General features: G+C 64.1%; 24 protein-coding genes and 4 tRNA genes. 13 read left to right on the top strand and 15 right to left on the bottom strand.

Annotated elements, in window-relative coordinates; genetic code table 11:
- The first annotated feature begins 12 nt into the window (after window positions 1-12).
- The gene (pdxY, locus tag ACTU6V_RS07750) at window positions 13-864 is read left to right on the top strand and encodes a pyridoxal kinase PdxY (protein WP_443468325.1); all 852 of its coding nucleotides are present in this window, start codon (window positions 13-15) and stop codon (window positions 862-864) included.
- Here the strand turns inward: pdxY and ACTU6V_RS07745 are convergent.
- Window positions 842-1402 (bottom strand): HIT family protein, encoded by a 561-nt coding sequence (locus ACTU6V_RS07745; protein ID WP_443468326.1) that lies wholly within the window; start codon window positions 1400-1402, stop codon window positions 842-844. The genes pdxY and ACTU6V_RS07745 overlap by 23 nt on opposite strands.
- On the bottom strand, window positions 1399-3336 hold the full coding sequence (thrS, locus tag ACTU6V_RS07740; RefSeq protein ID WP_443468436.1) for a threonine--tRNA ligase: 1938 nt from the start codon (window positions 3334-3336) through the stop codon (window positions 1399-1401). Before thrS ends, ACTU6V_RS07745 begins: the two co-directional genes overlap by 4 nt.
- Window positions 3337-3527: 191 nt before the next feature.
- Here thrS and ACTU6V_RS07735 point away from each other — a divergent pair, with 191 nt between their 5' ends.
- Window positions 3528-3875 carry a hypothetical protein gene (locus tag ACTU6V_RS07735; RefSeq protein WP_443468327.1) on the top strand — a complete coding sequence of 116 codons (348 nt, stop codon included), beginning with the start codon at window positions 3528-3530 and terminating at the stop codon, window positions 3873-3875.
- A 231-nt stretch (window positions 3876-4106) separates the two neighbouring features.
- Here ACTU6V_RS07735 and ACTU6V_RS07730 read toward each other — a convergent pair.
- The 3 genes from ACTU6V_RS07730 to ACTU6V_RS07720 form a co-directional block, all read right to left on the bottom strand.
- Window positions 4107-4178: transfer RNA gene (locus ACTU6V_RS07730), tRNA-Val, on the bottom strand.
- Window positions 4179-4204: 26 nt separating this feature from the next.
- Window positions 4205-4275: transfer RNA gene (locus tag ACTU6V_RS07725), tRNA-Cys, on the bottom strand.
- Window positions 4276-4328: 53 nt separating this feature from the next.
- Window positions 4329-4400 (bottom strand) — tRNA-Gly (locus ACTU6V_RS07720).
- 152 nt (window positions 4401-4552) lie between these two features.
- Between ACTU6V_RS07720 and ACTU6V_RS07715 the strand changes: the two genes are divergently transcribed.
- Both ACTU6V_RS07715 and ACTU6V_RS07710 read left to right on the top strand, forming a co-directional pair.
- Window positions 4553-4625, top strand: a tRNA-Val gene (locus ACTU6V_RS07715).
- Window positions 4626-4787: 162 nt separating this feature from the next.
- Complete coding sequence (locus tag ACTU6V_RS07710; protein WP_443468330.1) at window positions 4788-6074, top strand: Ig-like domain-containing protein; 1287 nt, start codon at window positions 4788-4790, stop codon at window positions 6072-6074.
- Window positions 6075-6811: 737 nt separating this feature from the next.
- Here the strand turns inward: ACTU6V_RS07710 and ACTU6V_RS07705 are convergent.
- Window positions 6812-7579 (bottom strand): ABC transporter permease, encoded by a 768-nt coding sequence (locus tag ACTU6V_RS07705; protein WP_443475369.1) that lies wholly within the window; start codon window positions 7577-7579, stop codon window positions 6812-6814.
- Entirely contained in the window at window positions 7576-8313 is a 738-nt protein-coding gene (locus ACTU6V_RS07700) for an ABC transporter ATP-binding protein (RefSeq protein WP_443468332.1), read from the bottom strand. The genes ACTU6V_RS07705 and ACTU6V_RS07700 overlap by 4 nt, the downstream gene beginning before the upstream one ends.
- 112 nt (window positions 8314-8425) lie before the next feature.
- Between ACTU6V_RS07700 and ACTU6V_RS07695 the strand changes: the two genes are divergently transcribed.
- Window positions 8426-9520, top strand: coding sequence for a sensor histidine kinase (locus ACTU6V_RS07695; protein ID WP_443468333.1), 1095 nt, complete (start codon window positions 8426-8428; stop codon window positions 9518-9520).
- Window positions 9517-10161 carry a response regulator gene (locus tag ACTU6V_RS07690; protein WP_443475368.1) on the top strand — a complete coding sequence of 215 codons (645 nt, stop codon included), beginning with the start codon at window positions 9517-9519 and terminating at the stop codon, window positions 10159-10161. The genes ACTU6V_RS07695 and ACTU6V_RS07690 overlap by 4 nt, the downstream gene beginning before the upstream one ends.
- A gap of 143 nt (window positions 10162-10304) precedes the next feature.
- On the opposite strand, the gene ACTU6V_RS07685 is transcribed toward ACTU6V_RS07690, so the two are convergent.
- Genes ACTU6V_RS07685 through ACTU6V_RS07670 form a run of 4 tightly spaced genes read right to left on the bottom strand, consistent with a single transcriptional unit; the run spans window position 10305 to window position 15368 of the window.
- On the bottom strand, window positions 10305-12200 hold the full coding sequence (locus tag ACTU6V_RS07685) for a glycoside hydrolase family 127 protein (RefSeq protein WP_443475367.1): 1896 nt from the start codon (window positions 12198-12200) through the stop codon (window positions 10305-10307).
- Between the two features lie 28 nt (window positions 12201-12228).
- Complete coding sequence (locus ACTU6V_RS07680) at window positions 12229-13101, bottom strand: carbohydrate ABC transporter permease (protein WP_443468336.1); 873 nt, start codon at window positions 13099-13101, stop codon at window positions 12229-12231.
- Complete coding sequence (locus ACTU6V_RS07675) at window positions 13101-14063, bottom strand: carbohydrate ABC transporter permease (protein WP_443468337.1); 963 nt, start codon at window positions 14061-14063, stop codon at window positions 13101-13103. The genes ACTU6V_RS07680 and ACTU6V_RS07675 overlap by 1 nt, the downstream gene beginning before the upstream one ends.
- A gap of 42 nt (window positions 14064-14105) precedes the next feature.
- Window positions 14106-15368, bottom strand: a complete 1263-nt coding sequence (locus ACTU6V_RS07670; RefSeq protein ID WP_443468338.1) for a sugar ABC transporter substrate-binding protein — start codon at window positions 15366-15368, stop codon at window positions 14106-14108.
- Between the two features lie 237 nt (window positions 15369-15605).
- On the opposite strand from ACTU6V_RS07670, the gene ACTU6V_RS07665 reads away from it, so the two are divergent.
- Complete coding sequence (locus ACTU6V_RS07665; protein ID WP_443468339.1) at window positions 15606-16637, top strand: LacI family DNA-binding transcriptional regulator; 1032 nt, start codon at window positions 15606-15608, stop codon at window positions 16635-16637.
- Between the two features lie 326 nt (window positions 16638-16963).
- On the top strand, window positions 16964-18118 hold the full coding sequence (locus ACTU6V_RS07660; RefSeq protein WP_443468340.1) for an N-acetyltransferase DgcN family protein: 1155 nt from the start codon (window positions 16964-16966) through the stop codon (window positions 18116-18118).
- 39 nt (window positions 18119-18157) lie between these two features.
- Here ACTU6V_RS07660 and ACTU6V_RS07655 read toward each other — a convergent pair whose 3' ends face one another.
- The 3 genes from ACTU6V_RS07655 to zapE form a co-directional block, all read right to left on the bottom strand.
- Complete coding sequence (locus ACTU6V_RS07655) at window positions 18158-18733, bottom strand: type II toxin-antitoxin system PemK/MazF family toxin (RefSeq protein ID WP_443475366.1); 576 nt, start codon at window positions 18731-18733, stop codon at window positions 18158-18160.
- A 34-nt stretch (window positions 18734-18767) separates the two neighbouring features.
- Window positions 18768-20006 carry an ammonium transporter gene (locus ACTU6V_RS07650; RefSeq protein ID WP_443468342.1) on the bottom strand — a complete coding sequence of 413 codons (1239 nt, stop codon included), beginning with the start codon at window positions 20004-20006 and terminating at the stop codon, window positions 18768-18770.
- Between the two features lie 116 nt (window positions 20007-20122).
- The gene (gene zapE, locus ACTU6V_RS07645) at window positions 20123-21172 is read right to left on the bottom strand and encodes a cell division protein ZapE (RefSeq protein WP_443475365.1); all 1050 of its coding nucleotides are present in this window, start codon (window positions 21170-21172) and stop codon (window positions 20123-20125) included.
- Window positions 21173-21292: 120 nt separating this feature from the next.
- On the opposite strand from zapE, the gene ACTU6V_RS07640 reads away from it, so the two are divergent.
- Together ACTU6V_RS07640 and ACTU6V_RS07635 are read left to right on the top strand one after the other, a co-directional pair.
- The gene (locus ACTU6V_RS07640; protein WP_443468344.1) at window positions 21293-22189 is read left to right on the top strand and encodes a sulfurtransferase; all 897 of its coding nucleotides are present in this window, start codon (window positions 21293-21295) and stop codon (window positions 22187-22189) included.
- Window positions 22190-22208: 19 nt separating this feature from the next.
- Complete coding sequence (locus tag ACTU6V_RS07635) at window positions 22209-22640, top strand: SufE family protein (RefSeq protein WP_443468345.1); 432 nt, start codon at window positions 22209-22211, stop codon at window positions 22638-22640.
- On the opposite strand, the gene ACTU6V_RS07630 is transcribed toward ACTU6V_RS07635, so the two are convergent.
- Complete coding sequence (locus ACTU6V_RS07630) at window positions 22624-23778, bottom strand: alpha/beta hydrolase family protein (RefSeq protein ID WP_443475364.1); 1155 nt, start codon at window positions 23776-23778, stop codon at window positions 22624-22626. The two genes, ACTU6V_RS07635 and ACTU6V_RS07630, sit on opposite strands and share 17 nt — an antisense overlap.
- Before the next feature lie 25 nt (window positions 23779-23803).
- Here ACTU6V_RS07630 and ACTU6V_RS07625 point away from each other — a divergent pair, with 25 nt between their 5' ends.
- From ACTU6V_RS07625 to ACTU6V_RS07615, 3 genes are all read left to right on the top strand, one after another.
- The gene (locus ACTU6V_RS07625) at window positions 23804-24385 is read left to right on the top strand and encodes a DUF3000 domain-containing protein (protein ID WP_443475363.1); all 582 of its coding nucleotides are present in this window, start codon (window positions 23804-23806) and stop codon (window positions 24383-24385) included.
- Entirely contained in the window at window positions 24378-25571 is a 1194-nt protein-coding gene (locus tag ACTU6V_RS07620; RefSeq protein ID WP_443475362.1) for an HRDC domain-containing protein, read from the top strand. Before ACTU6V_RS07625 ends, ACTU6V_RS07620 begins: the two co-directional genes overlap by 8 nt.
- 73 nt (window positions 25572-25644) lie before the next feature.
- Complete coding sequence (locus ACTU6V_RS07615; RefSeq protein WP_443468349.1) at window positions 25645-26850, top strand: thiolase family protein; 1206 nt, start codon at window positions 25645-25647, stop codon at window positions 26848-26850.
- The last annotated feature ends 1 nt before the right edge of the window (window position 26851 follow it).

Here is a 26851-nt window from a genome sequence, read left to right as displayed (position 1 = left end):
GAAGATCGAGGGATGAAGATCCTCTCGATCCAGTCTGCCGTCGCCTACGGACATGTCGGCAACTCCGCCGCAGTGTTCCCGCTGCAGCGCATCGGCGTCGATGTGCTGCCGGTTTACACGGTGAATTTCTCGAACCACACCGGGTACGGCGCATGGCGCGGCCCGCTTATCGACCCGAAGGACGTCCGTGACGTCATCATCGGCATCGAAGAGCGCGAGGTCTTCCCGCAGGTCGACGCAATCCTGTCGGGATACCAGGGCGGCGAGGGTATCGGTGAGGTCATCATCGACGCCGTTGCGCGCGTGAAAGCGGCAAACCCCAACGCTCTGTACGCCTGCGATCCGGTGATGGGAAATGCAAAATCCGGATGCTTCGTCGCGCCCGCCATCCCGGAACTGCTGCGCGAGAAGGTCGTGCCGGTCGCCGACATCATCACGCCGAACCAGTTCGAACTGGGCTTCCTCACGCGCACAGAGCCCGACACGCTGGAGTCGACCCTGGAATCCGTCGCCCTCGCCCGCGCGATGGGTCCCCGCACCGTGCTGGTCACGAGCGTGGAGCGGCCAGACCGCGAAGAGGGCACGATCGAGATGCTCGCCGTCGATGACGCAGGTGCGTGGATCGTGCAGACGCCGTTCTTGCCGATGAAGGCGAACGGTTCCGGTGATGTGACGGCGGCGCTGTTCACCGCTCACTACGTATCGACCAGAAGCGCGCAGACAGCACTGGAGCGCACCGCTTCGAGTGTGTTTGACCTGCTCCAGCTCACGCTGGATTCAGGTGAGCGCGAACTCCAGCTCATCGAGGCCCAGGAATCCTACGCGCACCCGAAGATGCAGTTCAGCGCGCGTCAGGTGCGCTGAACGGCCACGCGTTCGCGATGGCCTCCCGCACTTCGCCAAGAAGCTGCGGGAGCGCTTTCGTCTTGGCGATGATCGGGAAGAAGTTCGCGTCGGACTTCCACCTGGGCACGATGTGCTGGTGAAGGTGCGCGTCGACACCAGCGCCGGCCACAGCGCCCTGATTCATGCCGAGGTTGAAACCGTCGCAGTTCGAGACCTCGCGCAGCACGCGCATCCCGATCTGGGTCAGCTCTCCGATTTCCGCCACTTCTTCTGGCGTCGCCTGGTCGTAGGTTGCGACGTGGCGATACGGGCACACCAGCATGTGCCCTGAGTTGTACGGGAAGAGGTTGAGCAGCACGTAGGCCGTCTTTCCTCGTGCGACGATGAGACGCTCAGCGTCAGGATGCTTCGGAGCCTCACAGAACGGGCACTCTTCGCGCAGTGGCTCCGGGCCGGCTTGGATGTATGCCATCCGGTGCGGGGTCCACAGGCGCTGGAACTCGTCGGGGACACCGGCGAGATGCCCGGCATCCTCCACGGCGTCCCCGGTCGTCACGCGAGATCTCCCACAGTGTGGACGAGCGCGTGAGACGTGATGGCGGCACGAATGCGCTCAACAGCATCTGCGATCGGAACGCCGTTCTCCTGAGTGCCATCGCGGAAGCGGAAGGAGACTGTGCCGGCTTCACGGTCTTTCTCCCCCGCGATCAGGATCAGCGGAACCTTGCCGGTGGTGTGGTTGCGGATCTTCTTCTGCATCCGGTCGTCCGAGTGATCGACCTCTGCGCGCACGTCGTGCGAGCGCAGTTGCGCGACGATCCCGTCGAGGTACTCGCCGAATTGCTCGGCGACGGGCACGCCAACGACCTGCACGGGAGCGAGCCACACCGGGAAGTCACCGGCGTAGTGCTCGAGCAGGATCGCGAAGAAGCGCTCGACCGAGCCGAGCAGAGCACGGTGGATCATGACCGGCTGGTGCTTCTGTCCGTCCGCGCCGGTGTACTCGAGCTCGAATCGCTCCGGCTGGTTGAAATCGAGCTGAATCGTCGACATCTGCCAGGTGCGCCCGATCGCGTCGCGCGCCTGCACAGAGATCTTCGGTCCGTAGAACGCGGCTCCCCCAGGGTCGTCGACGAGCTCAAGACCGGATGCGACGGCGACCTCGCGCAGCGTGGCGATAGCAGAGCTCCACTGCTCCGGCTCGCCGAGGAACTTGTCGTTACCCTCCTCGTTCGTGGACAGCTCGAGGTAGAAATCATTCAGACCGTAGTCGCGAAGAAGAGCCAGCACGAGGTTGAGGTTCGTGGTCAGCTCTTCGTGCACCTGGTCCTGTGCGACGTAGATGTGCGCGTCATCCTGCGTGAGACCGCGCACACGAGTGAGGCCAGAGAGCGTTCCGCTCTTCTCGTAGCGATAGACAGTTCCGAACTCGGCCAGGCGCAGGGGCAGCTCGCGGTAGGAGCGTCCACGTGCGCGGTAGATGAGGTTGTGGAACGGGCAGTTCATCGGCTTCAGGTAGTAGTCCTGACCCTGACGGGTGATGTTGCCGTCTTCGTCGGTGACCTCGTCGAGGTGCATCGGAGGGAACATTCCGTCGGCGTAGGTCTGCAGGTGACCTGAAGTCTGGAACAGATCCTTCTTCGTGATGTGCGGCGAGTTAACGACCTCGTAGCCGTTGCGCAGCAGGTGGCGACGCAGATTCTCTTCGATCTCGTAGCGGATGATCCCGCCCTTGGGATGGAAGACCGCAAGTCCGGAGCCGATCTCGTCGGGGAAGGAGAACAGGTCCATCTCGACACCGAGTTTGCGGTGATCACGGCGCTCCGCTTCAGCGAGGCGGTCCTTATAGGCCTTTAGCTCTTCCTTGGTGGGCCACGCCGTGCCGTAGATGCGCTGGAGCTGCGGGTTCTTTTCGCTGCCACGCCAATAGGCGGCAGCGATACGGGTGAGATCCCAGCCGTTGCCGATCATGCGAGTGCTGGGCAGGTGAGGGCCGCGGCAGAGGTCCTTCCAGGCGACCTCGCCGTCCTTGGTGGTGTTGTCATAGATCGTCAGGTCACCGGCGCCGACCTCGACAGAGGCGCCCTCTGCGGCGTTCGCTCCGGAGCCTGGGCCACCGGCGAGGTCGATCAGCTCGAGCTTGAACGGCTCGTCGGCGAGTTCTGCGCGCGCCTCTTCTTCAGTGACGACCCGGCGCACGAAGCGCTGACCCTCGCGGATGATCCGCTGCATCTCTTTGGAGATCGCCTTGAGGTCCTCGGGCGTGAACGGGGTGTCAACACCGAAGTCGTAGTAGAAGCCATCGGTCACGGGCGGGCCGATGCCGAGGTTCGCTTGCGGGTTGATACGCTGCACCGCCTGCGCGAGCACGTGGGCTGCGGAGTGGCGCAGGATCGCGAGTCCGTCTTCGCTCTCGATCGTCACCGGAGTGACCTCGTCTGTCTCGGCGACGGTGGTCGCGAGATCCTTCAGTTCGCCGTTCACGCGCATCGCGACGACGGATCGGTCAGAGAACAGGGCGAAGCCGTCGCGGGGCGCGGCGTTCTGCTCGTCGATTTCAGGCACAGGTCACTCCATCTGGGTCACCTTCTAGGCTACTCGTCTCGCAAGCCTCACCAGACGACCAGATCACGAAGAAGAGGACACTGGAGTTCCGTACGCGCAACTGAGATCCTGACGCCATGCGTGAGTTGACGACGGATGACCTGGGACTGCTGCTGTCTGTGTTCGCGGTGCTGCTGATCGCTTTCGGCATCGACTTCCACTTCTCGACGAAAGGTGTGGCAAAGCACCGCCGGGCGACCTGGTTCTTCGGGATCGTGACGCTCGTCGGTGAGGTGATGACGGCGCTTGCACTCGTGCTCACCTGGGTCGCGTTGTGGAGTCCTGCCGCGTGGGAGGCGATCGACAACCTGCTCGTGTTCATCCCCGGAACCATCGCGATCATCTGTGCGGTCATTCTCACGGTGGACAAGATCACCGTGCGCCTCGAGCGGTTGCGCAGGTCAGCGACTATGCCGAAAGCGTAGGCTGAGAGCATGCTGATCGGTACCGTCCGCACTCATGAGTAACCGGGGCCTTCTCCCGATTCGACTCCCCCACCGAGATCGAAGCGGAAGACTTGGATGCCCTCATCGGGTACGTTCCGGAAGGTTGGCAGCTGCCGTCAGTGAGGAAGGCATGAATCAGCTGCTCACACGGACTTCCGGCGAGGCGCCAAGGAACGAGAAAACCCCCGGCTTACCGGGGGTTTAATTCTGTGCGCGATACTGGGATCGAACCAGTGACCTCTTCCGTGTCAGGGAAGCGCGCTACCGCTGCGCCAATCGCGCCCGTTGGGGCTGTTCAGTTTTCGGTGAGGTGGCGACGGGATTCGAACCCGTGTAAACGGCTTTGCAGGCCGGTGCCTAGCCGCTCGGCCACGCCACCGTGTGGATTGACCCCACGTGCTGTGAGCCTCTCAACGAGACTCTCTGCACTCGAGCGGATGACGAGATTCGAACTCGCGACCCTCACCTTGGCAAGGTGATGCGCTACCACTGCGCTACATCCGCATTTCGTGTTCCGGCGTCCCGGGCACTTGTAAAACAATAGCCGACGATTCCCGCGTCGCAAAACTCAATACGGATCTCGCGCGTGTCCGCCCGAATGGTCTAAAACCGATGAGACCGTCCGGTAGTATCGATTCCTGACCCCACGGGGTCTTGGGCGATTGGCGCAGCTGGTAGCGCGCTTCCTTCACACGGAAGAGGTCGTGGGTTCAAGTCCCGCATCGCCCACCCAATGTTCGATGTTTAAATTCGCGACATCCGCAGGTTTGACGTCCTCTCCCGCACGCGGCCTGGCCTCGTAGGCCAGTGCTGCGGCGTGGAGGTTCGGATCAAGAAGCGAATCGAACGGTTCACCGGGTTCGCCCCCAATGCACATTAAAATCGAGCATTATGCGTCGATCATTTTTGAGCGCGAGCGCCGTCGTTGCACTCGCCGCTGGTGCCCTGTTCATCAGCACTCCCGCCTACGCGGATCCCATCTCTTACCAATTCAAATACACCGTCACTAACGAAGGCCCGAGCACCGTCGCCTGGCCCAGTGGCGGCGACTGCTCAACGGAGGCGGCTTGGGATGGCGGTGGACGTCGTGCGATCACCTCGGTGGCCGTCGTGAGTGCAACCGGTCTGTACACCTTCCGTGACTTAAAGAGTCCGGTGGATGGGCGATTCATAATATTTGAAGGAGCCTTCGACCGAAATGACGTCAGTAACTGTGTTGCGGAGGTTGACGACTTCGGGCTGGTGAATCTCGAAGCTGACGTGGAGTACACGATGGTGCTCGCTGCGTTCGGGGGCCAATCGGGCACTGTGAGCTACCACGCCTCGGGCCCCGGAATTTTTGGCACCGCCACCACCCTCTTAGGTGCCACCACCGTGCTCACCGCCAGCAGTGGCACGGTCGCTGCGGGAGACCCTGTTGACCTGACTGCAACGGTTGCACGCCCGGGGTTTACGGCGAACTTCGAGGGCAATGTCGAATTCTTCGATGGTGCTACCAGCCTCGGGGAGGTTCCGGTGTCCGCGACGGGCCAGGCTGCCCTCCCTAACGTGGCCTTGACCAGCGGATCCCACCAGATCACCGCCCACTATGCGGGCAACACTTGGGTTTTACCATCGATATCAGCGCCTGTGACTGTTGAAGTAGAACCACCAGTAGCGGCGACCACGACGGTCGTGACTGCAGCCAACGCGTCTGTGGAAGCCGGCACTGAGGTGTCCTTCAACGCCGAGGTGACGGGGGCGACGCCCACCGGCACGGTCGAGTTCTTCGCCGATGGCATCTCACTGGGCAGCGCAACCACAACCGCCAGCGCCTCGGCCACAACGGCGAGCGCGACCCTCACCACCGCCTCGCTCGCGGTCGGTACTCACTCGATCACCGCAGCCTACGGAGGAGATTTCAACAACGCAGCATCGACGTCGCTCGCTGCGCTGACATTGACGGTGACCGCGGTGCCGGATCCTGAGCCGGCACCAACACCCGATCCGGCACCTGCACCTGTGCCGGTGACCCCGGTCGTCAAGCCGGATCCTGCGAAGAATGACACCTCTGCCAAGCAACTTGCGGCTACCGGGGCAGAGTTGCCGCTTGGGCTCCTCAGCGGAGGGCTGACGATTGCGGCGGGCGCGACACTGCTGTTCGCCAGGCAGCGAGCGCGGCGCACGCGTCAGGCGTAGGGCACCGCAGCCTGATCAGCGGGTGTTTGGTGAGCGGGTGTTTGGGCCGCAAGTACCCGGCTCGTACGCAATAACCTCGTATGTTTTTCAGTATTCAGTCCTGGAATTCGCATCGGCACCGCGGCTCGAGCTTTCGCCACCGGACCCTGTGTATCGCCTCTCCCCGTGCCCCGACGGCGTGACCCCCGCCCCTCAACGCCCCTGAGAACACGGTGAATCAGGGTTCTCGATGCCGGATGCTTGTTTGAGAATCGCTTGGGAAGGTCCACCCAATGTTGGATGTTTAAACTTGCGATGTCCGCAGGTTTGACATCCTCCCCCACACGCAGCCTGGCCTCAGAGGTCAGCGCTGCGGTGTGGAGGTTCGGATCGAGGAGCGAATCGTGCATGCCACCGGCTTAGCGCGAGGCAGTCTTCCAGGTGCGCTTTGGCCTGGTCATACTCGATCTGACCGGCGTCGATCTGCGCGTCTGGCGATGCGGTCCTGTTCTTCTTTGAGCAGGTCCAGATTCCTCGACTATTTTCAACGTGGATGTGACCTCAGGGTTGTGTACAGGACTTCAGACGCTCAGGTGCCATTCGTCGTCTGCACTACGTCCAGGACTATGTGATTGACCGGGTCGTCGACTTCGGACACTGACATACCCTCTTACCGCCCTAGGGTTTCGAGAGCGGATAATTATGAGGCACTCGGGCGGAGCGCTACACGGGTTCAGGCAGTTGGTGCCGGAACACTCTTATTCCCAGCGGAAGAAGAGTGCCGCAGTGCCGGTGCCGAGGAGGACCGCTACGCCGAGGCTGATCAGTGTGAGCGGGTCAACCGCGACTCCGGCCCACGCGGCCCCCAGTGCGTCCACGGCGGCGCCGACCGGCAACCAGCCTCCGATGTCGGCGATCACCGGAGGGAGCACGTCGCGCCCACCGAACATCCCGCCGAACGCCCCGATGCCAAGGAAGGCCACCAGGCCGATGGCGACCGCCGAGTTGGGGGTCGGGGCGAGAGCGGCGACGACCATACCGACGCCATACATCGCAGCCATAATCAGGGCGAGAACACCGAGTGTCACGCCGATGTTCACGGGGAGGTTCGCACCGAAGAAGACCGCGGCAACGAGGAAGGCCAGCGTGATCCCGATGGCCGCTTGCACGATACTCACGACGGCTTGTGCGAAGAGCACCATGAAGGGGGATGCTGGTGTTACTCCCAGTCGCCGCAGGATTCCGGAGCGGCGGTAGTAGGCGAGGTAGCTGGGCATGTTGATGATGCTGATCGCAGCCATGACCATGACGAACACGAGCGGCATGACGTACAGGTCCAGGGCGGTGAGACCGTTAACGATCACTTCGACTCCCGCCGCCGAGGCGCTGGTCAACATGATCAGGAGGGGTAGCCCGAGCGGAACGATCAATCCGGCCGTATCCCGCATAACCATCTTCGCCTCGCAGCCGATGAGCGTCAGTAACGACCGCAGTCCAGGACGTCGATCTTCAACCACAGTGGTCATTCCATCTCCTCCAGCTCTCGGCCAGTGAGGGCCACGAACGCGTCGTCAAGGCTTTCGGTACCTGCGTGCGCAACGAGACCGCGCGGAGTGTCGAGCGCGACCACACGGCCACCATCGATCAGTGCGACGTGGTCGCACAGGCGCTCGACCTCCTCCATTGCATGACTGACCAGCAGGATCGATACGCCTTCCTCCTGGAGCCGTTCGACCGTTCCCCACATGCGCCTGCGCGCCTTGGGGTCCAGCCCCGTCGTGAGCTCGTCGAGGATCACGACCCGAGGGCGTCCAGCGAGGGCGAGGGCGATCGAGAGACGCTGCTGCTGCCCGCCGGATAGTTTCTCGAAGCTGACTCGCGCCTGCTCTTGGAGATCGACCATCTCCAGCAGCTCCGCCGCTGGTCGTGGGGTCGGGTAGAAGCTCCGGTAGAGATCAATGAGCTCCGAAGTACGCAGCGCGTTGTGCAGGTGAGCGTGCTGCAGCTGGACACCGAGGAGCTGGCGGACGCGCGCACGGTCAGAACGGGGATCCAGCCCGAGAATTCGCACCGTGCCCTGATCGGGCTTGCGCAACCCGGCCAGAATCTCCACGGTCGTCGTCTTGCCCGCTCCGTTCGTTCCCAGAATGCCGAAAGTCTCACCCTGCTCAACACGCAGACTCACATCCGCGACGGCGACCTTTCCCTGGTAACTCTTTGCCAATCGCTCGGCGAGAATCGCTGGTTCGCTATCAGTCATGCTCCAACGCTAAGAAACCACCACGCGATCGCGCATGTGCCAGAAGTCACCACCAGCGCCCGTGACTTCTGGCAGGGGCAGGCAGTACCCTGCCGCCGATATCCTGAAAAACATGCGTCGACTGGGAACCGAAGGATGGGCGGGCCTCGTAATGGTCGCCGCGGCGCTCGGAGTTTCTTCCCCCGCACTTTTCGGGGCTGCCGACACGAGCATCCCTCGCCCGGTCTGGGCGGGCGTCCTCGTGATGTTCGGCGTGGGAGTGCTCTGCGCCGTGATGGCCAATTCAGTGCTTCGATTCATCGGGTACGGCGCTGGCGTCGTCGCAGCTTGGGTCCTGGTAATCACGGCCGACATGGGGCTCGTGCTCATCCTTCTGGTAGTTACCGCGGCGATCAGTGTCTACATCGTGCCGTTGTGGGGCGGGCTGCTCGTCGTTGCTCTGAACACCGTCGCGGTCGGGGTCACGTACTCCCAAAAGGAGCAACCGCTGCTCGACGTCATCATGATGATCGGCTTCTACCTACTGATCCAGCTCGCCAGCCTTTTCAGCTCCGCAACGCTGGTTCGAGAACAGCAACTCCGCGCACAGCTAACCGTCGCGCATGTCGAGTTGCAAGTGGCAAGCGTCCTGCTCTCGGAATCCGCTCGAACCGCCGAGCGACTGCGAATCTCCCGCGACCTGCACGACCTCATCGGGCACCAGCTCACCGCGCTCACCCTGCAGCTCGAAACCGCAAGACACGTGGACGGAGCTGCCGTTCGCAGCCACATCGACAATGCCGACATGGTCGCACGCGAGTTGCTCCGTGACGTGCGTGCCACGGTGACCCAGCTTCGCGCGCACGCGCCAGACCTTTCGAAGGAACTAGGACGGATCGGTGACGGCATTCCCGGGCTCACTGTCACGGTCCACGTTGCCGATGGCGTTCGGGCTGACGAGCATGCGAGCACCGCTTTCGTGCGCGCGACGCAGGAGGTGATCACCAACGCCGTTCGTCACGCCGACGCGAAAGAGATCTGGATCGAGATCACATCCGACGACCGGTACACAACCTTCGTCGCACACGACGATGGACATGGCACGGCGAAGCCTGTGCTTGGCAACGGCCTGCGGGGCCTCAGGGAACGCTTCGGGGAACTCGGCGGCACCTTTGAGATCGACGGGTCCTCCGGGTTTCGCGTCACCGCACGGGTAGCGCATCCATGACGCGGGTGGTGGTCGTCGATGACCAGACGCTCGTGCGGCAAGGCATCCGAAGTCTGCTCGCGGTCGCCGGGATCGACGTCATCGGCGAAGCCGAAGACGGACGTATCGCAGTCGAACTGATTCAGTCCACCGAACCGGACGTGGTGCTACTAGATGTGCGAATGCCTCGGTTCGACGGTCTCTGGACGCTGCGTCGCCTCCGTGAACTGCAATCCACAGTCGCTGTTCTCGTGCTGACCACTTTCGACGACGATGACGTCATTCTCGACGCGATCCAAGCGGGCGCACGCGGGTACATCCTCAAGGACGTCACCCTCGACCAGCTCACGCACGCGGTGACCACTCTCGCTGCCGGCAACACACTGATCTCGCCTGCGATCACCGAACGCGTAATTCGCGCCGTCCGCTCAGGGGGCGTCCTCCCTGACCGCGATGCGCTTCCTGCTCAGGAGCTCACCGACCGCGAGATCGAAGTTCTCCGTCTCGTCGCTCAGGGGTACGGAAATCGTCAGATCGCCGACGCACTGTTCCTCGCTGAGGGCACCGTCAAGAACCACCTCTCCTCAATCCTGACAAAACTCGGAACCCGAGACAGAACCAATGCCGTCCTCAAAGCGATCCAAAGCGGAATCCTCGCCTGACGCAAAGCCACGACAACCAATTTGTCCAGTGACCCATCCAGGGTCCAGATCCGGTGACGTCCCCTGGCGTGGATGCTCCTATTGCTGTCAAGTGGTCTCCGGTGGGCTGAACTGAGCGTCAGCAGGCGCGCGATCAGTCGACGTCACACGGTGGGCATCCACACCCGCATGGTGGAGGGCCCATGGTTTCCCCAGGCGTTGTAGGCAATCAGCTCGACGTCGACGGGTGTGTCACCGACAATTGCAGCATCCGCACCGCCGAACGGCCAGTCGCGCGCCGGATACGTGATCGGCACCATCGGCACCACGACGCGGTCGCCGTCGATCCGGGGCTCCCCCGCGACGCGCAGCTGCTCCACCGAGTACTCCGCATCAGCGGCGCGTTCGAGACACATCACCAGCGGGCCGCGTTCGACGGCCATCTGACCGCGGAGTGCGTCGATGCGAGCATCCGGGTGCACGACCCGGGGCTGCATCGGCAGCACAAGCTCGATGACCTGGTCCTGTGCGACGGCAACAGAGACCCAACCGGGCTCGACGTTGCGTCCGTCGATCGTTGCTCCCGAAGTCGCCCACCCCGGCACGCGTAGCACGACATTCGTGCCGACCGCCGGAGCATCGACAACGGTGACCCGAACAAATCCATCATGGGGGTAGGCGGTCTGCACATCGAGACGCACGGCGCCGGCATCGAACTGCGCGTCGATCGTTCCGTTGGCGTACTGCAGCACGTGGACGGCGTCGGCGGATACTGCCGCGACATACCCGCCCAGCGAGGCGAGCGTGCGTGCCACGTTCGGCGGGCAGCACGACACGGCGAACCACGGCGCGCGCATCGAAGCCGCCGCGCGGGGAGACACGGAGTCCGTCGAGGGCACGATGCCGGGTGAGCGGCGGTGCAGCGTGTTCGTGTAGAAGAACGACGTGCCGTCGACCGACGGCGAGGTAGCGACCACGTTGTAGAGCGTGCGTTCGACGACATCTGCCCAGTGCGCGTCGCCGGTGGCGAGCAGCATCCGATGGTGCGCCATGATCGACCCGACGCCCGCACAGGTTTCGCTGTACGCACGTTCGGAGGGCAACTCCCAGTCGTCGCCGAACGACTCGCCCTCGTGGTGCGCGCCCATGCCACCGGTCAGATATGTTCGGCGGGCGAGAGTGTGCTCAAGCTGCTGGCGGATCGCGCCCAGCAGGTCGTCGTCACCCGACTCGACCGCCTGGTCGATGGCTCCGGCCGCAAGGTAAGTGGCACGCACGGCATGACCGCGCAGTACATCGGCATCGCGCACGGGCACGTCGTCCTGAAAGTACTCACGCCCGAACTCGATATCGTCGAGCGTGGCGGTACCGCGGCGTTCGATGAAAAGGCGCGCCTGTTCGAGGTAGCGCTGGTTGCCGGTGGCGCGGGCGAGCTCGACGAGGGCGGGCTCCACCTCGGCGTGACCGCAGACCGAAGCGATGCCGGAGTCACCGAAGGTCTCGCACACGTGGTCGGCCGCCCTCAGCGCCGCCCGCACGAGGTCATCTTCGCCGTGGGTCCGGAGCCGCGCGACCGCCGCCTGAAACAGGTGCCCGTAGCAATAGAGCTCGTGCCCCCACTCGAGGTCGGAGTAGCGCGGAAGCTGGCCCTCACGCCCGAACTTCGTATTGAGGTATCCGTCGCTTTCCTGGGCGGGAACGATGCGGGCGATGAGCGCCTGGTAGCGCGCTTCGAGCGCAGCATCCTGGGTCCTGCCGATCTCCCACGCCATCGCCTCGATGAGCTTGTACACGTCGGAGTCGCTGAACTCGCGCCCGGTACGGGTGTCGGCGAGGTTTCCCGAGACAGCGTCGTCGAAGTTGCCGATCCAGCCGAGGCGTTCCATCCAGCCTTCGCAGTGCGCGAGGACGGCGCTGCCATTGAGTCGCTGCAGATCGGCCCAGAATCCGTCGGTGATGCGCGCGGCGTGCAAGCCGATGGGGCTGAGCGCGCCACTGGACGGAACGACAGGAGCATCGATCTGGTGCGCGGGCGTGGAGCGGGAGAAAACGAGAGTCACAGAGGTACCTTCCGGAGGCAGAGGTGGGTCACTTGACCGCGCCGAGGGTGAGTCCCTCGCGCAGAAGTCGGTAGGTGAAGAAGAAGAGCACGAGGATCGGCACCGACGTGATCACAGCGAGCGCCATGAGGCCTGGCCAGTTGATGCCGAACGCCGACACCTGGGCTGCGAGCAGGGCGCTGAGCGGGTAGTTCACCGGCGAGAGGAAGAAGTTCACCGCATAGAGGAACTCTCCCCACGCGAGCAGGAACACGAGGGTGCCGGTGGTGGCGATGCCGTTTCGGGCGAGCGGGAGCATGACGGAGAAGAACACGCGCAGGGTCGATGCGCCGTCGAGCGACGCCGCCTCTTCGATCGCGATCGGCACCGCGCGGAAGAACGGTCGCAGCAGCAGAATCGCGAATGGGGTGAGCAATGCCGTGTCGGCGAGGATGAGGCCGAGGTTGGAGTCGAGCAGGCCCCAGCCGCCGAAGATCTGGAACAGCGGGATGACGTTCGCCGTCTGCGGCAGCATCTGCAGCACGATCATCGCGCCGAGCATGATCGTGGTGATGCGCGCGTCGTAGCGGGCGAGTCCATAGCCAGCAGGAATGGCGATCGCGAGCGACAGCGCCGTGGTGCCGGCTGCGATCACGAGCGACTGCTGCATGGCGGTGTAGAGACCCGCGTTCGACAGCGCCGCGACGTAGGCATCGAGCGTTGGGGTGAAGAAAAACGACGACTGCGACCCGATGACGTCGCCCGGTGCCTTCAGCGAGGTGAGCAGGATCCACAAAAGCGGAATCGCGTAGATGAGGAACAGCACACCGCGAAGCGGGCCCGCGACGGGGGCGAACGGCAACTTGCGACGCCGACGGAGCGGGGACGCGGAGCCGGTGAGCAGGGTGGAGGTTGCAGACATCACTTCTCCTCGTTTCGCACGCCTCGGGCGTAGAACACCGCGAGCACCAGCACCAGCAGCACGGCGATGACGGCGGATGATGCGCCCAGGCCGTAGTCGAAGCGCACGAACGCTTGCAGGTAGCCGAGGAACGGCAGGGTGGTGGTGGCCGTGCCCGGGCCGCCGAAGGTCATGACGTAGATGAAGTCGAACGAGCGGAAGCCGTAGACCACCGTCAGCACGGCGAGGATCATGGTGGTCGATCGCACCGAAGGGATGATGATGTGGTGAATTTCCTGCCAGCGTGAGGCGCCATCGACCCGGGATGCTTCGAACAGTTCGGCCGGGATGCCGAGCATCGCCGCGCGGTAGACGAGCGCGTTGAAAGGGATCACAACCCACGAGTTCACGAGGGCCACCGAGACGAGCGCCAGGCGGTCGTCGTAGAGAAACGGCACCGCGTCCGAGGTGAGGCCGATGTCCATGAACACGGTGTTGAAGAGGCCTTGGCTGCCGAGGAGGAACTTCCAGACGCTGCCGTTCACCACAGGCGGGAGTGCCCACACGAACACGAGGATCGCGAGGATGATGGCAGTCCACTTTCCGGTGGGAGCCAGCAGAATGGCCGCGGCGAGCCCGCCGACGAGTCCGAGTACCGTGACGATGCCGACGAACACGACGGTGTTGAGGATCACGCTGCCGAATGCGCCGTCACCGAAATTGCGGATCACGTTGTCGAGGCCGATGAAGGGCCAATCGCCGCGCAGGTTCGAGACCTTGACGTCGCTGACGCTCATGCGCAGGAGCTGCGTGAGCGGGTAGACGGCGAAGACCAGCAGGAAGAGCGCGGCCGGCAGCACGAAGAGCAGCGTGCTGCGCGAGCCGGCCGCGGGCTTCAATCGGCGGCGGGGGCGGCCTTGCCCGCCCGATGGCGTCGGGTCGTCGGCGCGCGCGGCGTGTGCGGCGACTGTCAGCTTCGACATTGTGCTCCAGACGTCATTGATCGGATGGGCAAGGCCGGTGGGTTACAGCAGGCCGTCGAGTGCTGCGAGCACCTGGTCGGCGGCAGCATCCGGAGTCAACTGTCCGCTGATCACGCCGCTCCAGGCTTGCCCGACTGCGAGCTGCACGTCGGCGACAGCTGCCGGCGGGATGGCAGCATCCGGGTAATTGGCGCCGTGGGAGGCGATCGACTCGGCGAACGGCGCCATGAGCGTGTTCGAGGTGACGGCGTCGCTTGCAGCGGCGTCGGCGCGTGCCGGGATGCTGCCGACGGTCTCGGCTGCGATCACACCGCCCTCTTCGCTGAAGTACGTGCTCTCGAGGTACGCCCAGGCGAGGTCGGGATTGGCGCTGAACGCACCGATGCCCTCGCCTTCACCGCCGAGGTACACCCCGCCGTCTGCGCCGACCGGCAGCGCAACGACGCCGTACTCGAACTGCGCGGTGGATTCGGCCGTTCCCATCTGCCAGTTGCCATTTTCGGCGAAGGCGTGACCGCCGGCGGCGAACGTCTGGAACGGAACAGTCTGGTCCCAGGTGGATGCTTCGCGGGTCAGGGCGCCCGACTCGGTCCACTGCTGGATCATGGTGAACGCCTCGACGAGGGGCTCGCGCTGTGGGTCATCGTAGGTGAAGCCGTACGACGAAAGCCACGGGTATCCCTGCCACTCGCCCTGCGAGTTCGGCAGGCCCGAGAGAGTGATGCCGCCCTGACCGGCGGCGACGGCCGCATCGAGTGCTGCGCTGAGTTCGTCGAGGGTCGTGGGCGCTTCGACGCCGATCTCGGTGAGGATGTCGGCGTTGTACCAGAGGCCGAGCAGGTTCACGTAGCCCTGCACCGCGTAGGTGACGTCATCGACGCTGTGGATCACGGAATCCGGAAACTCCTCAGCATCCGCGAAGGATCCCCAATAGTCGTCAAGCGGGGCGAGCACGCCACCGAGTGCGAGGGTGGAGGCATCCGCGCCGTTGAAAACGACCACGTCGGGCCCGGTTTCGGTGGAGGCTGCCGAGATGAGTCGCGGGTTCAGCTGGTCGTACGGCACGAAGACGTTCTCGACGGTGACGCCGTCGTTCTCGGCTTCGAACTTGGCTTTGTAGTCGTCCATGACCTTCACCTGGTTGTCGTCACTGAAGTAGTGCCAGACGGTGAGTGTGTCGCTGCCACCTGCGGTCGCTCCACCGGCGTCGCTCTGCGCGCTGGGGGTGCAACCCGTGAGCACGAGCGCGAGCGCCGCGGTGGATACGAGCGCGGCACGGGCGCCCACGCGAGTTTTGCTGATCATCTTGGAAACTGCTCCTCATCTTCTTTGATGCATGCGGTGCCGGCTGGTGCACGGTGCCGTTCCTTCGGAAACTTCCTAAAAGGTTTTCTGAATACTATCTACCGGTTTTCTGGCCGTCAACTCGTCGGATGAAGCTCTCGACTTGCATGAGTTTCCGAAACCGTGGATGATGACGTTCACCACAATTCGCCGGATGTACGCCTGAATCGGCTTGTTATGGGATCTGATGAGCCAGGGATGAACACACGAGAGCGAGGCGTCATGGCACACAGCGCGGCGAAACGCGCCACCCTTCGTGATGTCGCGGATCTAGCCGGTGTATCGCTGGCGACGGCATCGAAGGCGCTGAACGGGCGACAGCACGTGAAGGCGGCGACCCGGGACAAGGTTCGCCAGGCGGCCGAAACGCTCAACTTCTCACCGAACGAGGCTGCACGCAGCCTGCTCATGGGCCAGACGGGTACCGTGGGGCTCATCACGGGCGACTTGGAGGGCCGGTTCAGCCTCCCGATTCTGATGGGCGCCGAGGACGCGTTCGGAGCAGGCCGAGTCTCGATCTTTCTGTGCGACGCGCGCGGTGACGCGATTCGCGAGAAGTATCACCTCGATGCGCTGCTGCGTCGCAATGTCGACGGCATCATCGTCGTGGGGTACCGCACCAACCCGCGCGCTCCGCTTCCCGGTTCACTGCCGGTGCCGGTCGTGTACGCGTACGCCCCGAGCCAGAACGAGTCGGATCTGTCGGTGATTCCCGACGACACGGATGCTGGCGCGCTGGCCGTCACGCACCTCGTGAGTACAGGGCGGCGACGCGTCGTGCATATCTCGGGCGATCCCGACTACACCGCCGCCCAAGAGCGCTCAACCGGTATCGCCGCGGAGCTTCAGCGCCAGCAGTTGTCCCTGGTGGGCGGCCGGCCGCTGTTCGGCGCGTGGACCGAACAGTGGGGGCGAACCGCGATCACCCGGCTGCTCGAACAGGGCGAAGATTTCGACGGTGTCGTCTGCGGCAACGATCAGATCGCGCGCGGCGTGCTCGATGCCCTGCACGCGGGAGGACGCAGCGTCCCGCGCGACGTGGGCGTGATCGGTGTCGACAACTGGGAAGCCATGACCACCGGCTCCTCGCCGACGCTCACCAGCATCGATCTCAACCTCGAACAACTGGGCCGGGAAGCCGCTGAGCTGTTGTTCGCCTCGATGCAAGGCCCGGTCGACCCCGGTATACGCCGTGTCACCGGCAGGGTCGTCACTCGGGAAAGCACGTAGGAGTCCGCGTCATACTCCGCCACCTCGATGCGCGCAGCAGCACCCGCCTCGGTCGCCTCGGGCGCTCGTGAGCTGGTCGTGACGCTTCGCTTCGCTGGTCATCCCATCGCCGGACATCGCCTGTCCTTCCGTGTTTACGGCCAGCAAGGCTAGGGCGTTTCCCGTAGACAGAGCAATTCCGGGCTGACCCGCAGTTTTCACTGATACGGTGAGCGAAGTCGGCATCTTGCCGGCGTCAGGGAAGACTTCTTGTCGACCAACGGGCCGCACTGGCCACTTCGTTCTCCGTCGCCTCCTCTGGACCATCTCGAGGAGACCCGATTTCCGTGCACCCGTATACCCATTCCACTGATCCTCGCACCGATGACGCATCGACCGCCCTCCCCGTGCTTCCGGTCGGCTCGTCCGCGATCGTCTACTGCGAAGCACAGTTCGGCGAACAGGATGGCAAGACGGCCAACGGTCTGGTTCGTCACTCCGAGAAGTACGACATCCTCAGCGTCATCGACAGCCGCCATACCGGCGCGGACGCGGGTGCCCTGCTCGACGGCACGGCTAACGGCATCCCGATCCTCGCGAGTCTCACAGCGGCCATCGCACACGCAGGTACGACGCCGGACTACCTGATCTGCGGTGTGGCACCCGCTGACGGTCTGCTCTCCGACGCGCAGCGCGTCGTTTTGCTGGACGGCATCGCCCACGGCATGCACATCATCAACGGTCTGCACGAGTTCCTGAACGACGATGCGGAGTTCGTCGCTGCCGCGCTTCTCTCGGGCGTGACCATAACCGACGTACGACGCCCGAAGGAAAAGAAGGATCTTCACCTGTTCTCGGGTCGCATCTTCGACGTCACGTGCCCTCGGATCGCCGTACTCGGCACCGACGGCGCGATCGGCAAACGGACGACCGCGACGCTCCTCGTCCAAGCCCTCAACGACCGCGGCATCCACGCGGTCATGGTCGGCACAGGCCAGACGACGATCATCCAGGGCGGTCGCTACGGCGTGGCGCTGGATGCTCTGGTACCGCAGTTCTGCTCCGGCGAGGTCGAGAACCAGGTCGTCTCAGCCTTTGAAGCAGAGGACCCCGACATCATCATCGTAGAGGGACAGGGGGCGCTGAGCCACCCCGCGTACCTCACTTCCGCGCACATCCTGCGAGGCAGCAGACCTGCCGGCGTCATTGTGCAGCACGCGCCGGGCAGACAGGTTCTCGGCGACTTCCCGATGATGCCGATGCCCACTGTTGCGAGTGAGGTGGCACTCATCGAGGCTTTTGCAGAAACACGTGTGATCGGTGTGACGGTCAACCACGAGAGTCTTTCCACCACGCAGATCGGCGACGCGATCGACGCGATCGAACTGGAGATCGGCGTACCTGCGACAGATCCGCTGACCCGCCCGCTGAGCGAGTTGGCCGACATGGTGCTGACGGCTTTCCCCGTACTGCGTGCAGCGGCGGCCTCCGAGCGCGTCTGACCCGGAGCGGCGTGTAACCGGCTGCTCAGCCGGTTACAGTCAGCGCCGCGCCCACCCGTATCGCACGACGAGCGCCGCCACCACCCGGTCGTAGCGCTTTCGATCGAGGATGGCGGCCTCACGACGCATCCCCTTCTCGTGCACGCTGTAGAGCTGCTCGATGTCGACCCAGGACTCGCGCCTCTGCGAGTCCCACTCCCCGGTGCCGATCGACAGGTAGTCGCGATCGCGGTCGTGGGCCTTGCTCGTCATCCGCACCGCGTACACGCGCGCAGCGGAATGGCGGCCGATCACGAGGACGGGGCGGTCCTTGCCGCGTCCGTCATTCTCTTCGTACGGGACCCACGTCCAGATGACCTCGCCGGAATCCGGAGCACCGTCCTTCGACGGCGAGTAGTCGACCTTGAGATTCTGGATGTGGTCCGGATCGATCCGGACGGTCTCACTCCCCTGCTCCCGCCCCGGTTCGATCGCCTCACCCGCATCACGCAGGCGCGCAGTCGGTGCGGTCACACCAGAACGTCCCGGCTTCTCAGAAGTCCGGGACGTTCTATCCGACAGCGCCCTGATGACGATGTCGGCGAGCTGGCGGAGGATGCTTCTGGAAGAACTCACCCCGCCACACTACCCACGCCTTCGTGGGCCGCACTCACGCGTCGATGAGTGCGTAGCCTTCCTCACCGTGGACCACTGAGTCGACTCCGGCGATCTCGTCCTCATTGGTGATGCGGAATCCGATCGTCTTCTGAATCACGATGCCGATGATGAAGGCGACGACGAAGGAGTACAGCATGACTCCGATGACGGCGATCACCTGGACAGCGAGCAGACGCGCGTCGCCCCCGACGAAGAGTCCCTGCTCGGTCGCGAAGAAGCCGAGGTAGACCGTGCCGAGCACACCGCCGACGAGGTGGATACCGACGACGTCGAGCGAGTCATCGAAACCGAGGCGGAACTTCAGCTCCACAGCGAGTGCGCACAACACACCGGAGAGTGCGCCGAGCAGCAATGCCCAGCCGGGCGTCAGGTTGGCGCACGCCGGGGTGATCGCGACGAGTCCGGCGACAGCACCCGATGCGGCTCCGACCGACGTGGGCTTGCCGTCCTTGATCTTCTCGATGAGGATCCAGCCGAGGATCGCAGCGGCAGTGGCGCCGAGAGTGTTGATACCGATGAGGCCGACGCCGCCCATGTCCTCGGAGTTCCACTCTGCGCCGGCGTTAAAGCCGAACCATCCGAACCAGAGGATCGCAGCGCCGAGCAGCGTGAGCGGCACGTTGTGCGGCTTGAGGATGCCCTTCTGGAAGCCGACGCGCTTGCCGAGAACCAGAGCGAGCGCAAGAGCCGCTGCACCTGCCGTGATGTGCACCGCGGTACCGCCGGCGTAGTCGATGACATGAATGCCGCTGTTTTCGCCGAAGAGCATGGTGCCGAGGTTCATGACCCAGCCACCGCCCCAGACCCAGGCTGCGATCGGGAAGTAGCCGACGGTGGCGAACACTCCCGCGAAGATCAACCAGCTGCCGAACTTCGCCCGGTCGGCGATGGCGCCGGAGATCAGGGCGACCGTGATGATCGCGAAGGTGGCACCGTAGGCGACACCGAGCAGAGCGACGTTCGACGAGTCCCCGCCTGCCATCGAGCTGAGCCCGAAGTCCGCGAACGGGTTACCGGCGAACTGACCGGGGTTCTCGACGGCACTCATCGAGTAGCCGAACAGAATCCAGAGCACCGCGACCAGACCGATGGAGCCGAAGCTCATCATCATCATGCTCACGACGCTCTTCGCCTTGACCAGACCGCCGTAGAAGAACGCCACGCCTGGGGTCATCAGAAGCACGAGCGCCGTGGCGGTAATACCCCACGAGATGTTGCCGGGAGCATCCATAGGAAAACCTCACATCCGAAGTAATTGAGAGCTTCAGTGTGGCGAGGCCCGATTTCGGGGATGCGCGTGGTCTGTTTCGGCGGCGTTACACCCGGGTTCGCGGTGTGAACATCGTGTTACGAAGCGCTCTGCAATTGCGCGGAATGCGTGAGGGCGTTGAGGCGAGAGATGGCGCGCAAGTATTTCTTACGGTATCCACCGCCCAGCATTTCTTCTGCGAACACCTGATCAAGGCTCACGCCGGTCGCAATGATCGGCACCTGGGCGTCATACACGCGGTCGACGAATGCGACGAAGCGCAGCGCCTCCGACTGGTCGGTGAGCACCTCGACATCCCGAAGTCCGACGAGAGAGATGCCATCGATCAACCGGATGTAACGAGAGGGATGCACCTTGGCGAGGTGCCGGACGACGTCGATGAACAGATCATCGGATGCCGTACCCACTGCCCCGGCGATGTGTGCCGCGTACTCAGCATCCGAGACTGCGACGGCCTTGCCGTCGAGCGCTCGCTGGCGGAAGTCGACGCCATCGATTCGGATCGTCTCGAAGCTGTCGGACATGGCGTGGATCTCTCGCAGGAAGTCCTGTGCTGCGAAACGCCCCTCACCCAGTGCGTTCGGCGGAGTGTTCGAGGTTGCGGCGAGCTTCGTGCCGGAGGCCACGAGCTCGCCGAGCAGACGGGTCATCACCATGGTGTCGCCCGGGTCATCGAGCTCGAACTCGTCGATGCAGAGCAGATCCGCCCCGCGAAGCAGGTCGACTGTATTCTTGTACCCCAGCGCACCGACGAGAGCGGTGTACTCGATGAACGAGCCGAAGTACTTCCGGCGAGCGGGCATCGCGTGATAGATGGATGCGAGCAGGTGCGTCTTGCCCACGCCGAAGCCGCCATCAAGATAGACGCCGGGTTTGAGGTCGGCTTCCTTCTTCTTGCCACGCCCGAAGAATCCGGACTTCTTCGGAGCGGGGCCGCGACCGACGAAGCGCTCGAGCAGCTCTTTGGACTCAGCCTGAGAGGGAAACGCATCGTCGGAGCGGTAGCTGTCGAAGCTCGCCGACGAGAACTGCGGCGGCGGCACGAGGCTTGCCAGCATCTCTGCCCCGGTCACGACAGGCTCGCGCGCGGTGAGGTGCGCGATGGTCGCACTGTCTGTGTCGGTCATGCGTTTCCTATGTCGAAGTCTTACGGATCCGGGACGAAGCGCGCCGAACGGCTCTATGGTCGAAGGTGCGGCTCAACATTACGCCGTCAACCCGAGAGCCCAGTACCCCAGGAGCGCCAGATGACCATTGAGTTCGACACCACCGTCGCGAAGTTCGCCGAGTATTCCGAGCCTGGACGCCTCGTCAGCACCGAGTGGCTCGCAGCTCGCCTCGGAGAACCCGGGCTTGTGGTGGTCGAATCGGATGAAGACGTACTGCTCTACGAAACCGGTCACATTCCGGGAGCTGTGAAGGTGGACTGGCACACAGAACTCAACGACCCTGTCGTGCGCGATTACGTCGATGGCGAGGGCTTCGCTGAGCTCCTCAGCCGCAAGGGCATCTCGCGCGACGACACTGTCGTCATCTACGGCGACAAGAGCAACTGGTGGGCGGCCTACGCGCTCTGGGTGTTCTCGCTGTTCGGCCACGAAGATGTGCGTCTGCTCGACGGCGGTCGTGATCGTTGGATCTCCGAGGGGCGAGAGATCACCACCGAGACCAGCAAGTCTGTGCGGACGAACTACCCGGTGATCGAGCGGGATGACTCGGCTCTTCGTGCATACAAGGACGACGTCGTCTCCTTCATCGGCAAGGGCCCGCTGATCGACGTCCGCTCCCCCGAGGAGTACAACGGTGAGCGCACGACCGCACCGGCGTACCCCGAGGAAGGCACCCTGCGGGCCGGACACATCCCGACTGCGCAGAGCGTGCCGTGGGGCAAGGCTGTCGCTGAAGACGGCGGCTTCCGTCCCCGTGCCGAGCTCGAGGCCATCTACCGTGACGGTGTCGGCATCACCGAAGGCGATGACATCGTCGCCTACTGCCGCATCGGGGAGCGCTCGAGCCACACGTGGTTTGTTCTGAAGCACTTGCTCGGCTTCGACAACGTGCGCAACTATGACGGGTCCTGGACCGAGTGGGGCAGCGCGGTGCGCGTGCCGATCGTCACAGGCGCTGAGCCCGGCTCGCTCTGAGCATGTGAGAATTGCTCGAATGAGCACTACGCACGTTCCCGACACCCTCGCGGAGATCCGCGGCGACTTCCTCGAGCTCCCCGAGGGCGAGCGTCTCCAGCTTCTGCTGGAGTTCTCCCAGGAGCTGCCTGCGGTGTCCGAGGAAGTCGCGGGCCACCCCGAGATGTACGAGCGTGTCGCCGAATGTCAGTCACCGGTGTACATCTACGTCGAGGTCGTAGACGACGTCGTCACCATGCACGCCACAGCGCCGCCAGAGGCGCCGACGACGCGCGGTTTCGCCAGCATCCTCGTGCAGGGCATCACCGGCCTTTCGGCCGACGAGGTCCTCGCGATCCCGGATGACTATCCGCAGTCGATCGGTCTCACGCGTGCCGTGTCACCGCTGCGAATCGGCGGGATGACCGGGATGCTGATGCGAGTGAAGCGTCAGGTCACTCTGAAGCGCTGAAGCGGTTCTCGCGCAGCCATGCCGTGATCGCGGCATTCCAATCGGTCTGATCGTAGTTCCAGATCTTGGTGTGCCGCGCCACGGTGAAGTGCGGCATCGTCACGATGTCTGGACGCGCCTCTGCGAGAGCGCGAGAAGAATCCACCGGCACAAAACCGTCGTCGTCGCTGTGCAGGATGAGGATCGGGACCGCGAGCTCCTCGGCTCGCGCCACCATGTCGAGACGGTCGAAGGGTATCGCTTCTTCTGCCCCGCTGATCCGCGCAGTCAATGGCGATGACAGCGCGTTCATCGCGAGCGTCGGCAGTGGATCGATGATGCCGGTCTCGCGAGCCTGGAATCGGAGGACTGTGCGCCAGTCCACGACCGGAGAGTCCAGCACCAGGCCTGCGATCGCCAGGCGGTTCGCTGAAGACACTGCGGCCTGGAGTGCGATTGCACCTCCCATCGACCACCCCATCAGCACCACTCGCTCAGCGCCGTGGCGCAGCGCGTACGAGATCGCAGCGTCGACGTCTTGCCACTCGGTCGCACCGAGCGCATACGAGCCACCTCGGCTGCGAGGGGCCTCGCCATCGTTGCGATAAGAGACGACCAGATTCGGCAGGCCCATCGAACGCAGGACGGGGACAGCGCGGAGGCACTCTGCCCTAGTGGCGCCTCTGCCGTGGATCTGGATCACCCAGGTCGACGACTCTGCGGGGAACAGCCAAGCAGGGCACGGTCCCGCTGGAGAGCCGATCAGCACCGGCTCCCACGGCAGGTGCAATTCTGTCGGCGACGAGTAGTACCAGCCGTTGAAGCCCGCAGGGCGGTCGATCCGCGCACCCGAATCGACCTGGGTGAGGAGCTTGCGACGCACCTGCTTCGCGTCGGAACTCAAAATCGCGCCCAGCTTGACGTAGCCGTAGGTGCCCGTCGTGAACAGACCGTAGCGGCCAGGCAGCTCCGTGTCGGGTGTGCGGGCGAGTTCGATTGTCTGCGCGCCGGTGTCCACCGCAAGGATTTCGGTGTCCGCTGCTCTCGCCGCCGGCGTTACGACGCGTCGACCGATCGAGAACACCAAAAAGGCAACCCCGGCGCACAGCGCGAATAGGGCGGGTACCAGCAGCGCAACGGCGTGCCTGAGACTCTTCATCGCTTCCTGACTCTAGCCTGTCACCGTGAGCGCACACCCCGACGCCGGAACTGAGTTCGCGCGCGTCTGCGCCGAACTGCGAGAAACGGCGTTCCGCGATGACATCGTGGTGCGCGAGATCGCCTCGCCACAGGGACTCGCGCCCTTCTCCATCGCACTGGCAGCCGACGTCCGCCCCGATGACCACGGAGAGTCAATCTACGGCACCGGCCGGTTCGTTCTGCTCTACGATCCAGACGAGCCTTCTGCATGGGGCGGCTCCTGGCGAATCGTCGCCTTTGCGCAGGCACCTTTGGAGCCGGAGATCGGCACGGATCCGCTGTTGGCAGATGTCACCTGGTCGTGGCTCGTCGATGCGCTTGATTCGCGCGGTGCGGTTTATCACTCGGCCTCTGGAACCTCGACGAAGACCATCTCGAAGGGCTTCGGGGCATTGGCTGCAGAAGGCGATGGAGCGCAGATCGAACTACGCTCTTCTTGGACGCCGGAAGAGCCATTCCGGCCGCACGTGGAAGCATGGGCCGAACTGGTCGGCATGCTTGCCGGCCTCCCGCCCGGCTCAGAGAACATCGCCGTGTTCGGCGCGCGAAAGGCAGGTCGTGACTGAGTACTCCGTCATCGACGATCCCAATGATTTCCAGGCTGCGTGTGCGGCTCTTGCCGCCGGCACGGGGCCAGTCGCTGTCGACGTGGAGCGAGCATCCGGTTTTCGCTATTCGCAGCGCGCATATCTCGTGCAGGTGTTCCGCCGTGACGCGGGCGTCTTCCTCTTCGATCCGCCCGCACTCGGTGATTTCGCACCGTTGCAGGCAGCGATCGGCGATGTCGAATGGGTCTTCCATGCCGCGAGCCAGGACCTGCCTTCCCTAAGAGAGCTCGATCTCGAGCCCCACACGCTGTTCGACACCGAACTCGCATCACGGTTGCTCGGGCACGATCGCGTCGGACTCGCTGCAGTCGTGGAAGACGTCCTTGAAATCACTCTCAAGAAGGAGCATTCCGCTGCGGACTGGTCGACACGGCCACTCCCCGACTCCTGGCTCGACTATGCGGCACTCGACGTGCTCTACCTCGTCGATGTCCGCGATCGGCTCGCAGAAGAACTCGAAGAAGCGGGCAAGACGGAGTTCGCCGCTCAGGAGTTCGCCGCAACTCTCGCTCAGCCACCGCGCCCTCCACGCGATGACCCGTGGCGTCGCCTCAGCGGTCTGCATCAGGTCAAGGGCGCCCGTAACCTCGCGGTCGCGCGCGCGCTCTGGGAGGCCAGAGAACAGTACGCCCAGCAGCAGGACACCTCACCTGGCCGGCTCGTGCCGGACCGGTCGCTCGTCGCCGCGGTACTGGCGAATCCGCAATCGAAGCACGCGCTCGCCGGCGTTCAGGCGTTCAACGGACGCGCAAGCCGCTCAGAGCTCGATCGCTGGTGGGAAGCAATCGTGCGCGGTCGCGAGTCGGACGATCTCCCTCGTGCGCGGGTCAGCAGCGACGCCCTTCCCCCGGCCCGTGCCTGGGCGGAGCGGAACCCCGAAGCGGATGCTCGGCTGAAGCTTGCTCGCCCCGCGGTCGAAACCGTCGCTGAAGAGCTGCACATGCCGACCGAGAACCTTCTGAAGCCGGATATGCTGCGGCGCGTGGCGTGGACGCCGCCGGAGCTGAGCACCGATGCGGTGGCCGCAGCGCTCGCAGCCCTGGGGGCTCGCCCCTGGCAGATTGAGCAGACTGCACAGAAGATCGCGGATGCCTTTGTAGAAGCCAGGCAAACGCCCGATCCGGGTCTCGCCTCCGAGTCGTAGGTTCAATCCAACCGATTCCCCACGCTCTCTCCGCGACTCCTAGGCTGAAGCCATCCCTAACTTTGGAGGCAGAGTGGCCGAGATCTCGGACGTCTACTTCGTCGATGGCATGCGTACCCCGTTTGGACGCGCCGGCGAAAAAGGCATGTACTGGAACACCCGCGCAGACGACCTCGCTGTCAAGGCGACGATCGGTCTGATGGAGCGCAACTCCGCCGTGCCTGCGGACCGCATCGATGATGTCGCGATTGCCGCGACGTCGCAGACCGGCGACCAGGGTCTGACCCTCGGTCGATCCGTTGCGATCCTGGCTGGTCTTCCCAACACGGTGCCCGGCCTCGCTGTCGAGCGCATGTGCGCCGGCGCGATGACCAGCGTCACCACGATGGCTGCATCGATCGGTATCGGCATGTACGACTTCGCCCTCGCGGGCGGCGTCGAGCACATGGGCCACCACCCGATCGGCGCCAATGCCGACCCGAACCCCCGCTTCGTCGCTGAGAAGATGGTTGACCCCGGCGCCCTCAACATGGGTGTCACTGCCGAGCGTATCTTCGATCGGTTCCCGCACCTCACCAAAGAGCGCTCCGACCGTTTCGGCATGCTCAGCCAGCACAAGGTGCAGGCCGCGTACGACGCTGGCAGGATTCAGCCCGATCTCGTTCCGGTCGCCGTGAAGGATGCCGCAGGCTCCTGGGGCCTCGCGACAGAAGACGAAGGTCGCCGTCCGCAGACGACGATGGAAGACCTCGCCGCCCTCAAGACGCCGTTCCGCCCACACGGGCGCGTCACGGCAGGTACCTCTTCTCCGCTGACCGACGGCGCGACGATGTCGCTGCTCGCCGGCGGTGGCGCTGTCAAGGAATTCGGCCTGCAGCCGAAGATGAAGATGGTCTCGTTCGCCTTCGCGGGCGTGCAGCCCGAGATCATGGGCATCGGTCCGATCCCTTCGACCGAGAAGGCGCTGAAGAAGGCCGGACTCGCGATCTCCGACATCGGCCTGTTCGAGTTGAACGAGGCGTTCGCGATCCAGGTGATCTCCCTGCTCGATCACTTCGGCATTGCTGATGACGACCCGCGCGTCAACCAGTGGGGTGGAGCCATTGCCGTCGGTCACCCGCTGGCAGCATCCGGTGTTCGTCTGATGATCCAGCTCGCGGCCCAGTTCGCCGAGCGCCCCGACGTTCGCTATGGCTTGACGGCCATGTGCGTGGGTCTTGGCCAAGGCGGCAGCGTCATCTGGGAGAACCCGTTCTACGACGGTAAGAAGCGCAAGTGAG

It is taken from the genome of Microbacterium zouquanmingi, assembly GCF_052266675.1.
Lineage (GTDB): Bacteria > Actinomycetota > Actinomycetes > Actinomycetales > Microbacteriaceae > Microbacterium.
Note: the sequence above shows the minus strand (reverse complement) of the source record. Positions and strands in the feature narration are given on the sequence as shown.

Bases quoted from the DNA above. Each gene is read 5' to 3' on its own strand.
- pdxY (WP_443468325.1), top strand. From the start codon at position 13: ATGAAGATCCTCTCGATCCAGTCTGCCGTCGCCTACGGACATGTCGGC.
- thrS (WP_443468436.1), bottom strand. From the start codon at position 3,336: ATGCGCGTGAACGGCGAACTGAAGGATCTCGCGACCACCGTCGCCGAG.
- ACTU6V_RS07735 (WP_443468327.1), top strand. From the start codon at position 3,528: ATGCGTGAGTTGACGACGGATGACCTGGGACTGCTGCTGTCTGTGTTC.
- ACTU6V_RS07710 (WP_443468330.1), top strand. From the start codon at position 4,788: ATGCGTCGATCATTTTTGAGCGCGAGCGCCGTCGTTGCACTCGCCGCT.
- ACTU6V_RS07705 (WP_443475369.1), bottom strand. From the start codon at position 7,579: ATGACCACTGTGGTTGAAGATCGACGTCCTGGACTGCGGTCGTTACTG.
- ACTU6V_RS07700 (WP_443468332.1), bottom strand. From the start codon at position 8,313: ATGACTGATAGCGAACCAGCGATTCTCGCCGAGCGATTGGCAAAGAGT.
- ACTU6V_RS07695 (WP_443468333.1), top strand. From the start codon at position 8,426: ATGCGTCGACTGGGAACCGAAGGATGGGCGGGCCTCGTAATGGTCGCC.
- ACTU6V_RS07690 (WP_443475368.1), top strand. From the start codon at position 9,517: ATGACGCGGGTGGTGGTCGTCGATGACCAGACGCTCGTGCGGCAAGGC.
- ACTU6V_RS07680 (WP_443468336.1), bottom strand. From the start codon at position 13,101: ATGTCTGCAACCTCCACCCTGCTCACCGGCTCCGCGTCCCCGCTCCGT.
- ACTU6V_RS07675 (WP_443468337.1), bottom strand. From the start codon at position 14,063: ATGTCGAAGCTGACAGTCGCCGCACACGCCGCGCGCGCCGACGACCCG.
- ACTU6V_RS07670 (WP_443468338.1), bottom strand. From the start codon at position 15,368: ATGATCAGCAAAACTCGCGTGGGCGCCCGTGCCGCGCTCGTATCCACC.
- ACTU6V_RS07665 (WP_443468339.1), top strand. From the start codon at position 15,606: ATGAACACACGAGAGCGAGGCGTCATGGCACACAGCGCGGCGAAACGC.
- ACTU6V_RS07650 (WP_443468342.1), bottom strand. From the start codon at position 20,006: ATGGATGCTCCCGGCAACATCTCGTGGGGTATTACCGCCACGGCGCTC.
- zapE (WP_443475365.1), bottom strand. From the start codon at position 21,172: ATGACCGACACAGACAGTGCGACCATCGCGCACCTCACCGCGCGCGAG.
- ACTU6V_RS07640 (WP_443468344.1), top strand. From the start codon at position 21,293: ATGACCATTGAGTTCGACACCACCGTCGCGAAGTTCGCCGAGTATTCC.
- ACTU6V_RS07635 (WP_443468345.1), top strand. From the start codon at position 22,209: ATGAGCACTACGCACGTTCCCGACACCCTCGCGGAGATCCGCGGCGAC.
- ACTU6V_RS07630 (WP_443475364.1), bottom strand. From the start codon at position 23,778: ATGAAGAGTCTCAGGCACGCCGTTGCGCTGCTGGTACCCGCCCTATTC.